Here is a 10,200-nt window from a genome sequence, read left to right as displayed (position 1 = left end):
GTAATCGAGCGCTTCGGTCTCGAGATCGATAGACACGGTGTGCGTTTCGCCTGTTTCCAATGTGACGTCCGCTTCGTGGACGACGTCACCGTCGAGCGTGACCTCGACGGTCTGCGTGTCGAGTTCGTCGCCGGTGTTCTCGACAGTCGCCGAGATGCTGGCACTATCGCCCGGTTCGTCGATGGATATCGAGGGCGTCAGCTGGGTGACGTCGAAGCGCGCGGGCGCGGGGTCGTCGGAAGCGTGTTCGACGGTGACAGTTCCTGCCTGGACGTCGCTGACGCGAACCTCGTACTCGCCAGCCTCCTCGAACGTGTGGACGAACGAGAGTTCGGTCGTCTCGCCGGCGCTGACGGACGCGGTCGCCGAGTCAACCTGGGCGTCGTCGACGTCCAGCGTGACCTCGTAGTCGCCGTCCGCATCGCCGGTGTTTTCGAGCGTGACGGTGACCGTCACGTCCTCGCCGGCCACAGTCGTCGTCTCGTCGACTGAGACGTCCACTACCGAGATGTCCGGGACCGGACTGGGCGAGGGAGGTGGCGACGGGGTCGACGCCTCGTTCACCGTTACAGTTCCGGCAGCGAACCCGTCGACGGACACCTCGTACTCCCCAGCGTCTTCGAACGTGTGCGTGAATTCGACCACCTCGGTTTCACCCGGCTCCACCTCGACGGTTTCGGTGTCCTCGACCGTCCCGTCGACCTCGAGGCCGGCGGTGTATTCGCCCGGTGCGTCGCCCGTGTTCGCGATCTCGGCAGTGACGGTTACGGCCGAGCCTTCGTCGATATCGTCGTCGCTCAGCGACACGCCCGTTACCGAGAGATTCGGTTGTGGATCACTGACAGTGACGGTTCCCGCAGTCACGTCGTCGACCGTCAGTTCGTATTCACCGATATCGTAGAACTGGTGTTCGAAGGTGACCGTCTCAGTCTCGCCAGGATCGACGGTAACCGTCTGAGTATCGGTTAGCGTGCCATCAACGATAAGTTCGGCCGTATGCTCGCCGGCCGCGTCACCGACATTTTCGACCGTCGCCGTGACGGCCACCGTCTCGTTTACCGTGACGTCGGTGACGTTGAGGGACGCGTCGACGACGGTGGTGTTCGGCTCCGCTTCCTCGGCTTCCTCGACAAGCACCGTCTCGGTCGTTTGAGCCGTCTCACCCGCCTCGTCCTCGACCTCGAGTGTTACTTCGTACTCGTCGGCCTCGTCGAATGTCCAGTTCGTCTCCGGGCCGGCGGTCGTGTTGTCGAACTCGCCATCGCTGGTAAAGTCCCAGCGATACTCGACGATGTCACCGTTGGACGACGAGCTGTCGCCGGCATCGAAGGTGATCGAGTCTCCCGTTTCTGGCTGGGATGGCTCAAACGTGAAGGAAGCCGATGGGACAGAGACTCCCTCACCGAACAAGCCGGCGATGGAGAAATTCTCGAGGGTTGCACTGACGATCTGCTCACCGGTGTCCACGTTCGAGTCCGCCAGTTCGTTCCAGTCGCTTTCGTACACCCACATCGAGAGTGTGGATTCGTCGACCGCCGTGACGTCACTGTCCTCGTATCCCATCGAAACATTGAGGAAACTATCGTCGGATATCGATTCAGCCTCCAAGTACCGGTCGATCGCAATTTGACCGTCGGGTTCATCACTCGGTGCCGTCGTGTTGCCAAGTGAGACATCGGTCGCATCGTGGATCGAGAGGGTCGTGTTGGCGGCCGTCGAGTCACCAATGTCTATCTTCTGGGCAGTTACGTCGGGGTCACCGTCGACGCGAAGTGCGTGTGCGCCGTTCTCCTGCGCTATAACGTCCGTGAGGATGCTCTCGCTGGGATCGTCGACGTGAATTCCGTACGCATCGTTGTCGATCACACGAGTGTTCAGTACCTCGACTGCTGTTGCACCGATCGCCAGTCCCGAACCGGCGCTTCGACGAACCGTCGCGTTCGCCACCGTGATGTCACTGACGTCGCCGGCTTCGATCGCGATCCCGTTGCTTCGGGAATCCCGTACCATCACGGTATCCAGGGTGACATTCGACGTTGGATCGGAAAAACGCTCACTCACTCGAACCGCACCACCCCAGTCTTCGTCGTCGGTTCCGATGACGGTGACGTCGTTTACCACACCATTGTTGGCGCCAACGAGCTCGACGCCCGGTGCATCTCCGCCTTCGGCTCGAACGGACTCGATGGTGAACCCGTCGACATTTCGGGTCCTGATGTTGAAGCGGTTGTCCTGGGCGTCGACGTTGCGGACGGTGACATCGTTCGCCTGTTCGACGTACACGCCGCTACCCCATCCTTCGACCGTCAGGTTTGTTACGGTCACGTTGGCGACCCCATCGACGTGTACGCCGTAGTCGTCCGAGCTATCGGCATGAGTTATTGTATGTCCCTGGCCATCCAGGACTACATCGTCAGCCGTGATTTCGATACACGTCTCGTCTCTCGAAATGTTGTTCTGTAGTTCATAGACACCTGAAACGTCGATTTTCGCATATACGTCACAGGATTTGATCGCCACGGTATCTTCGAACTCCTCGTGCAAGAGACCCGGGTACTCATCGGGAGCTGTCCGTACGTCCCACACTGCGTCAAAATCCAACCCGCTCATATTGGTGACGGCGTTCTCGCCGATCATCTCGTCAGCGGGTGGGGCGTCCGTTGTCGAACCAAACCCGACACCGCCGTCGGACGAGTCTTGTCCCGTTGCTGGCACGTCCCAGTAGGAGTCAGTCACCTCACCCGTCCCGTAATCGCCCCCGACGAGTCCGCCAACGTCTTCTGAACCAGAGACCGCCCCGACAGCGAAGGAACCAGTAATATCACCGGTGGTTTGCCCGACGAGGCCGCCGACACGGTCGGTCGCGGACACATCGCCTGTTGCGTACGATTGATCGATCAGACCACCACCGTGATTACCCACGAGGCCGCCGACGGGCCCGCCATCTTCGGTCGCGTTCACCGCACCAGATGCGTAGGATCGTTCTACATTAGTATAGTCGTCGTTGGTCTCACCAACCAGCCCACCAGCCATGTTGGAGTGGGTAGTTACGTTCCCGGTTGCGTAGGAATCGGCAATATCCGCTCGGTTATTTGCCGTTCCGACGAGTCCACCGGCCTGACTGGACCCCGCCGAAACGTCACCCGAGGCGTGCGAGAATTTGATATCGCCGAAGTCCGTATGCCAACCGACGAGCCCACCGACTCGTTGACGCTGACTCGAAACGGTTCCATCCGCGGAAGAGTGGGCGATCCGTCCATCGTTGGCGCCAACGAGGCCGCCCACGTGATTCCATTCGCTGGAGACTGTGACCGAAGCGTGACTGTCGTTGATTGTCCCCTTCTCGTTCGACCCGAGCAGTCCGCCAACCCGGCTGGAATCGCCCGAGACGTTCCCCGTTACCGTAACACCGTGGACGGTCCCACCCTCGGATCGACCGGCGAGACCGCCGACGTTCTCGTTGCCACTGATATCGACATCAGTGATCGTGACGTCCGTGACCACACTGTCATCGCCGATGACGCCGAACAGGCCGACGTAGTCAGCGTTCTCGTCTATCGCCAGCCCCGAAATCGAGTGACCGTTCCCATCGAGACTTCCGGTGAATGCCGAATCCGGATCGGACCCGACCGGATCGAAGGATTCGGCTGCGGTTACGTCCTCGACGAGCATGTAGTGAGCCGAGAGATCGTCTTCCATTGCCTGTAACTCCGACGCGTTCGAGATTTCGTACGGATCGTCTTCGGTACCGTCTCCTGGCATCGGCGGCTCCGTATCGGACGCAGCCTCGACGAGACCGACCCCTGCGATAGCGATGACCGCGAGAGACAGTATCACGAGAACGGCGAGTACGCACCAACTCCCGATTCGGACGGAACCAGGTACCGGACACCGTACGCGAGCGTCGGTAGTACGTTCCTCGTTCGAACGGTGACTGCCCCGACCGTTTCCAAGTACGTTATCGAGACATTGCTGGCTTCCAGACATTTACACGCGGTTTCGACGCAACGGGCATCATCTCACGGACTGAGACCGCAGCTCACAACCTGAGAGATGCGCGCTGCGGCCCACTAATCCGGCGATTTTCGGACTCTACGGTCTCGGACAGCTGTAACTGTTGGCATGCAGAAACTATTAGGAACGCGGCTAACTCGCCGATCGGATCCGGGTGAACTCGAAGGGAACCACCGAGAGAAAGAGCCCGCGAATGCGAATCGCGACGCTCCCACGCCGGTACAATCGACTGACTTCGTACAATTGTCCGTTGGGCCGGTCCCGATAGGTTGTTCAATCCACCAGGTGCGGATCGAGGTAGCCCCGAGTATACGCCACGCCGACACCGGCTGCCGCGACTGCGACCAGGCCGACTGCGATCAGGAGCCAGGGCGTCCCGCTTTCCTCATCCGTGTCCGATTCGGGATCGGGCGTCGGTTCGCTGTCATCGGTGTCGTCGTCGTCCGTTCCGGGATCTGTTTCGCCGGTGGCGTCGTCCGGATCGGCCACCGTCATGCTACCCACCGACTCGTCGCCGAGCGAAATCGCGACCGTTCCCGGTTCGTCGAGCGTGGCGGTGAGCGAGACGCGTTCGGAGCCCCCACCGACCAGGTAGACCGTCTCCTCGGCCATCACCTCGCCGTCGACGGCGAGCGAGACGGTGTGTCCGCCCGTCTCCTCGCCGACGTTCGTCACCGTGACGCTCACCGTCACCGAGTCGCCCGGCTCGACCGACGTGGGGTCGATCTCGACGTCGGAAAGCTCGAACGTGGCCGGTTCGTCGTCCGGCGGCGGTGGCGGAAGGCCGGGGAAACCGCCACCGGAAGACGCCGTCGACAGCGACAGGCGATGGTCGCCGGCCGGAAGCTCCACCGAGAGCGTGCCGTTCGAACCGGCGTCGATCTCTTCGTCGACGGCGTCCGAATCGAGGCTCTCAATGGCGATCGAATCGCCCTCCTCGAGGCCGGTGTCGTGGACGGTGAGCGCGATCGCATCGCTCGCGTTGTAGGCCACCTCGGGTTGGTCGTCGACGTCGAAGTCGAGTTCGCCGAACGCGAGTCCGTCGACCGACCCGTTGACCGTGACAGCGGACAGGTTAGCCGGGTGGATCAGGATCTCGTGGTCCGTCGCGTCCACCGCGGCGAGACAGATTCGCTCGGTCGTCCGGTTCTCCAGTCGGAGTTCGGCGTCGCCGCCCGCGCTGAACGTGACGTTCGGATAGCCGTCGTCACCCAGGTGGACGGTCTCGTTGTCGGGGAACGACGGATACGCCTCGTCGGGTGCGGAGTCGTTGTCGACGACCGCGAGACCGCTTTCGGCGACGTAGACCGGCCCGCCCCCGTCGCCCGCAGTGCACTCGAGGTCGACGACGCTCGAATCGGCCGTCACCGTTCCCGGTACAGCGACGACCAGCCCGAGAACGATCAGGACGGCGAGGAACGCCGCGGCGAGTTGCGTCCCGTCGAACCGTCGATTACTCATGGGAATCGGACGTTGGTACCGCGCTCGACGCTGCCCGTTCGTCGTCTGTTCCATCAGCAACACTCACGTCACCCCCACCGGTGTCGGACGTGGCTGCGGTCGTCTCCGTTCCACTCGGGAGATCGAACGTCACGAACTGGAATCCGGTTTGGGTGAGGTTTCCGGCTGGGCTCCGCAGTTCGACGACGAGGTCGCCACTGTTACTTGTGGTTCGAGAGGACGCGTGTGTCAGCGGTGTGACAACGGTTACGTACCCATCGAACCAATAGTGCTCGTTCGTGATAGTGATCCGATAGCGCTCCTCGTCATCGACCCACGTGGCACTGCTGACGTTGACGGCGTTCTCGATCGATCCGTCGCTGTTGATCCACCCCTTCGCGATCGGGCCGGCGGTCCGTTGTGGAGTTTCGTCGGCAAACGAGAGTTCGCCGCCGAGAACGGTATCTCCGGTGGTTTCGTGATCACCATCCGTTTTGCTGTCACCGGAAGAGTACACTCCGTGCCCGTCCCCGGACGCGTCTATCCCGCGAACGCCCCATCCATCTGGCGAGTTGTTTCGACCCAGGACTCCGTACGCTACGCCGCTATCGGCTGTCGCCCAGCCGAAGACGCCGCCGGAGTCGGAAACACCGTCGTCATCGCCGCTACGATCGGTGACGCCCATCACGCCAATTCCCGACCCCGCGAACGTCGAATGTTCGTAGTCGTCCGAGGTTGCGAATCCCATCACACCGCGGCCGTTAATCGACTCCGAGATGCCCCTAACGCCGTGTGTGGCACCATCGCCGGTCGCCGTTCCTTCGACGCCAGCCGGGACGATTTCCGGACTGGAAGAATTATCGGCATCGGCATCCACGATACCCTCGACGCCTTTCGTTGCCGCTTCGACACCCGACGCAGTCGCGTGACCACTAACGCCCGTTGCGCCGTCGCCGCTCGCGTCCGTCTCTCCACCGACACCCGTCGGCGCTCCCTCGGTGGCGCTTGCTATGCCGCGCACGCCGTACGCGTACTCGGACTGAGAGTCGGTATCACCGCGGACGCCCCACGAATACCCCGAGGTCGCGGTATTAGTTCCGTGAATTGCGTTGTAGTGTTCGCCGTTCGTCTCCGCTTTGATGGCAGTATAGTCGGTCGTTTCAGCGATAATCTCGGAGGCCACGAGGTCGGCCGTGTGCAACGCACTGAGCGGGCGATCTTCGGTACCGACCTGCCCCTGTGGGGTTGCCGCGCTCGCCGACGAGGACATCGCCCCCAGACCGGCCAGACCCGCGAGACCGGCCAGTGCCGAACGCCTGCTGACCGCCGGGAGTCCGCTCGAATCGTCCCGGTTCGTTCGCTCGTCCGTTGTCGCTTCGAGTTGTGCAATCGTCTCCTGCTGGGTCTCGTTACGGTTCTCCAGTTCCTCGATCAGCTCTTGCTGCGTTTCGACGACCGATTCGAGTCGATCGAGTCTGTCGTCTATCTCGTCAGGGTTTGCGGTAGGGGCTTCCGTGGTTCGGTCGATTGGTGGTTTTTCGTCCGCGCTGGCCGATGATTCGACTCCCGCAGGCACGTCTCGATCGCTCGGTTCGGGTTCGCTGTTATTCTCCGTGGACATTACGCATCGAACAGGGGTTTGAAGAGTCGATCAATAAGTATAACCTGTATGACAATACTGTTGCGTGAATTGCTATATCGAAATACTGTTCGACCACTGACTAGATGCGAGAAGCGAATCGACAAAGCGACGCCGACGCTCGACGGTTGGTGAGCTCTCGGGCGCTCAGTCTCGGACCGACAGACTCCGAAAACACGAACGGCGGCTTCGCCGGCGATTCGACGGCCCGTAACCGCCGGTCGGATCAGGCGCACTCGTCGGGAAGCGTGATCGGTTCGGTCGCGCCCCAGGAGTGAAAGTCCGCCTGCGTGTTGGCCCCCTCGATTCGAACCGGATAGCCGGTGTCGACGCTGACGTATATCGTGTCCGGTCCGTCCTCGAACACGTAGACCTCCTCGCCGCCGATCGACGCCGTACCGACCGCCGGAAGCGACGCCATGCTCGCATCCGGTTCCTGGTCGCTGTCGACGTATTGCCCCTGGTCCGCATCGCGACTATCGGGGTCGCAGTGACCCATCACGTTGATGTAGTGCTGGCCGTCGATGCCGTACATCTCGACGACCTGTCCGCCCTCCTCTTCGATTTCGACGCGGTAGTCGCCCTCGTGGACGACCTGCGTCCCGGTCGCCGGCATCTCGCCGGTGATTTCGAGGTCCACCGCGAACGACGACTCGTACCTGACGACGTCGCCGTAGGTTACGTCATCCGGGGCCGGACCCAGATCTTCGACCTCGGCGTCGGCGAGTCCGCCGTCGCCGCCCTCGCCACCAGTCTGTGAGCCGGCTCCGTCGTCGCCCGGCGAATCGTCGCCGGACGAGCAGCCGGCCAGCGTGGCCGCGGTCGTCGTTCCGAGCAGTGCGAGCGCGCGTCGTCGGGATAGCCGATCGGTCATCGGATACCTCTCGCGTCGGAGCGAGGATAAATATAATCTGTATGATATTACAGTCGCCCCGATGACGAGAGGTCCCTACCGCTCGGCGCGGGAAACCTCCCGGACGGACTCGACGGGTTCGAGCGACTCGTCGAGCGTCAGTCCCAGCCGATCGGCCTCGCACGGGATCGTCAGTCGGATCCGAAGGGGGCCCGTCTCGAGGATGTCCTCGGTCACCCGCTCCGCCCGCCGAAACGTCTCCCAGGAGGCGAAGTGGTGTTCGACCCCGCGGTCGTAGAAGAAGGCCGCGACGCTCGGATGCGCCAGGATCGCGATCGTGAGCGGTCCGCGAGCGACCGATTTACACCGCTCGCACACCGTCGCGACCTCGATCCGGTGGCGTCGATGGCAGTGCGGACAGCCGCCCCGTTCGCCGGGTTCGTGCGGCTCGCAGATATCGAGCGAGCCCTCGACCACGCTCGAGCAGTCGGGACAGACGCCGTGGACGAACGAGCGTATCCGGTTGAAGTTGTACGCGAGCGTCGCGTGAAACGCTTCCTCCGGCGTCCTGTGGGACAGCCCCGCCGGCGGGAACGCGAACGTGAACAGGACGCCCTCGTCGCCCGCCGCGTTCTGCCAGATCCCCAGACACTCGCTGCAGGAGGCCTTCACGTGGTGGTTCTCGTAGGAGACGACGACCGGAGCGTCACACCGGGGGCACGCCGCGTCGATCTCCGCGGTGTCGATGCTCGGGTGCTCGCTGACCGTCCCTGCGACGACCGCTCGGGCGACCTCGAAGCCAGCCTCGGTGAGCTCGTACCCGGCGTCCGTCCGGCGGACGAAGTGGTCGGTGAGCTGCTCGAGGTGGTAGTTGAAGTTCCCGGTGTCGCCGTACCCGACCCGGTCGTACAACTCCGAGAACGTTATCGCGGTGTCTCCGTCGTACAGGTCCGCGAACTTGACCACGTTGGCCGGGTCGTCCGGCTCGTACAGTTCCCACAGCGTCCGGACGATCTCGAAGCGCGTCTCGTTGGCCAGGACGGCGAAGGCGTCGTCCGGAGACAGGCTCGTCGAATCGTCAGCGCTCCCCCGCGTCATGCAGACGCATATTCAACTAGAGATAAATACGTTAACCTTTTCGCGTCGAGGCCGCGCTCACTGCGGCGAACCCGACGAATCCTCGAGAGTGAAAGTCCGCTCGCCGTCGCACCGGCTGGCGGATCGACCGCGCGACGCGGGGGACCTCCCGTCGGTCCGGCTCGGAGCGCAACGGCCAACTCCCCGGCCCGAGAAGGGAGCGTCATGTACGACGCCATCCTGGCCGCCACCGACGGGAGCGAGCGAGCCGAGGCCGCCCTGGCACACGCCATCGAACTGGGCGCCGCGACGGGGGCGACGGTACACGTGGTGACCGTCGTCGAGACCTCGGACAACCCGATGAAGTTCTCGACCGCCGAGGTGGACGAGCTCAACCGGACGGCCGAGGAGATCGTCGACGAGATCGTCGCCGCCTACGACGGCCAGGACGTCGAGATCCGCGGCGACGTCCGTCGCGGGCGACCCGCCGAGGCGCTCCTGACGTACGCGGACGAAGCCGACGTCGACCTGATCGTCGTCGGCGAGCGCGGGGCCGACGGCGTGAGCGGCGCGCTCCTCGGGAGCACGGCGGATCGGCTCGCCCGGACCGCCGACGTCCCTGTGACGATCGTCCCGGTCGACGAGCGGTGAGCGGCTCCTCGAGGGCGACCCCGGCGCCGAAAGATCCCGGCGCCACGGCCCCGGCACCAACCACGACACTGACGCCACGCCGTCGGCACCACGTCCTCGGCGCCGAGCACGGCCCGGATTTCACACCGTCGGCGCCAGGTCCCCGGCACCTGCGCGCCGACCGCCTATTCTGCGGGACGGTCGAGTGCACCCATGGAACCGACGCTGACCGACGACGACGTCGGCAAGACGGTCGTCGACGCCGCGGGCACGGAACTCGGCATCGTCGCGCAGGTCGACGGCGACACCGCGTCAGTCGACCCGAACCCGAGCGTCCTCGAGCACACCCTCGCGAAGATCGGCTGGGAACGCGAGGGCGACGAGGACTACGCGGTAACCGAGGACATGCTGGATCGGATCGACGAGCGGGTGGTGTTGCGAGGGGAGATATAGGGTCCCTCGCGACGATCGAACCGCGCGAAGACGATGCGACTAGCGGCGGAAGCGTCCCGTACACTTCCGCTCCGCTATCGTCCGGAACCGACAG

General features: G+C 63.4%; 7 protein-coding genes. 2 read left to right on the top strand and 5 right to left on the bottom strand.

Features of this window, described 5'->3' with window-relative positions; all coding sequences use genetic code 11:
* From QZT59_RS06540 to QZT59_RS06520, 5 genes are all read right to left on the bottom strand, one after another.
* Positions 1–3,837: CARDB domain-containing protein (locus tag QZT59_RS06540; protein ID WP_290813129.1), on the bottom strand; the 3,837-nt coding region annotated here is incomplete at its 3' end.
* A gap of 450 nt (positions 3,838–4,287) precedes the next feature.
* Positions 4,288–5,475, bottom strand: coding sequence for a CARDB domain-containing protein (locus tag QZT59_RS06535; RefSeq protein ID WP_290813126.1), 1,188 nt, complete (start codon positions 5,473–5,475; stop codon positions 4,288–4,290).
* Positions 5,468–7,075 carry a hypothetical protein gene (locus QZT59_RS06530; RefSeq protein WP_290813119.1) on the bottom strand — a complete coding sequence of 536 codons (1,608 nt, stop codon included), beginning with the start codon at positions 7,073–7,075 and terminating at the stop codon, positions 5,468–5,470. Before QZT59_RS06530 ends, QZT59_RS06535 begins: the two co-directional genes overlap by 8 nt.
* Before the next feature lie 244 nt (positions 7,076–7,319).
* Positions 7,320–7,967, bottom strand: a complete 648-nt coding sequence (locus QZT59_RS06525; RefSeq protein WP_290813107.1) for a hypothetical protein — start codon at positions 7,965–7,967, stop codon at positions 7,320–7,322.
* A gap of 75 nt (positions 7,968–8,042) precedes the next feature.
* The gene (locus QZT59_RS06520; RefSeq protein WP_290813097.1) at positions 8,043–9,044 is read right to left on the bottom strand and encodes an ArsR family transcriptional regulator; all 1,002 of its coding nucleotides are present in this window, start codon (positions 9,042–9,044) and stop codon (positions 8,043–8,045) included.
* Positions 9,045–9,248: 204 nt separating this feature from the next.
* Between QZT59_RS06520 and QZT59_RS06515 the strand changes: the two genes are divergently transcribed.
* On the top strand, positions 9,249–9,674 hold the full coding sequence (locus QZT59_RS06515; protein ID WP_290813083.1) for a universal stress protein: 426 nt from the start codon (positions 9,249–9,251) through the stop codon (positions 9,672–9,674).
* Between the two features lie 192 nt (positions 9,675–9,866).
* On the top strand, positions 9,867–10,106 hold the full coding sequence (locus tag QZT59_RS06510; RefSeq protein ID WP_290813069.1) for a hypothetical protein: 240 nt from the start codon (positions 9,867–9,869) through the stop codon (positions 10,104–10,106).
* Positions 10,107–10,200 lie beyond the last annotated feature (94 nt).

This window comes from Halovivax sp. (genome assembly GCA_007119345.1).
Lineage (GTDB): Archaea > Halobacteriota > Halobacteria > Halobacteriales > Natrialbaceae > Halovivax.
Note: the sequence above shows the minus strand (reverse complement) of the source record. Positions and strands in the feature narration are given on the sequence as shown.

Bases quoted from the DNA above. Each gene is read 5' to 3' on its own strand.
- QZT59_RS06535 (WP_290813126.1), bottom strand. From the start codon at position 5,475: ATGAGTAATCGACGGTTCGACGGGACGCAACTCGCCGCGGCGTTCCTC.
- QZT59_RS06525 (WP_290813107.1), bottom strand. From the start codon at position 7,967: ATGACCGATCGGCTATCCCGACGACGCGCGCTCGCACTGCTCGGAACG.
- QZT59_RS06520 (WP_290813097.1), bottom strand. From the start codon at position 9,044: ATGACGCGGGGGAGCGCTGACGATTCGACGAGCCTGTCTCCGGACGAC.
- QZT59_RS06530 (WP_290813119.1), bottom strand. From the start codon at position 7,075: ATGTCCACGGAGAATAACAGCGAACCCGAACCGAGCGATCGAGACGTG.
- QZT59_RS06515 (WP_290813083.1), top strand. From the start codon at position 9,249: ATGTACGACGCCATCCTGGCCGCCACCGACGGGAGCGAGCGAGCCGAG.
- QZT59_RS06510 (WP_290813069.1), top strand. From the start codon at position 9,867: ATGGAACCGACGCTGACCGACGACGACGTCGGCAAGACGGTCGTCGAC.